Consider the following 403-nt stretch of genomic DNA (forward strand, 5'->3'; position numbering starts at 1 on the left):
AAAGGAGAAGGAAAAAAACACCGGCAGTCGAGGCGGCCAAAATACACACAGGCAAACAGTGCCAAGAAAAACAAACAAAGGGGCAAAAGTGAGGTGGAAACTATGGGGAATTTTGATGATTTGTTAACTACGTCCGTATCCGGATACGACCCGCGAACAGCCGATTTTATTGCGGAAAGCAAAGCCAACCGGCAGCGCTGTTATGAATATTTGGAGCGGGCAGCGCTGGATGTGGCAGAAACTGGCGGCGCGTATCAGCAGTTTTTGGATGTACAGAGCCGATTTGAACGTTATACGGCAGGCAATGCGCTTTTGATTATGGCGCAGAATCCAAAAGCGCAGCAGCTGGGCAGTTATGGCTATTGGCGGGACCAGGGAATTTATATACAGCGCGGCGAAAAAC

The 403-nt window shown here is 49.4% G+C and carries 1 pseudogene; it reads left to right on the plus strand.

Annotation, left to right across the window (positions count from 1 at the left end):
• Positions 1-102: 102 nt before the first annotated feature.
• Positions 103-403, plus strand: a pseudogene (locus NE619_RS18080) (hypothetical protein); the annotation flags it as partial.

The organism is Anaerovorax odorimutans (assembly GCF_024459955.1).
Classification (GTDB): Bacteria; Bacillota; Clostridia; order Peptostreptococcales; family Anaerovoracaceae; genus Hominibacterium; species Hominibacterium odorimutans_A.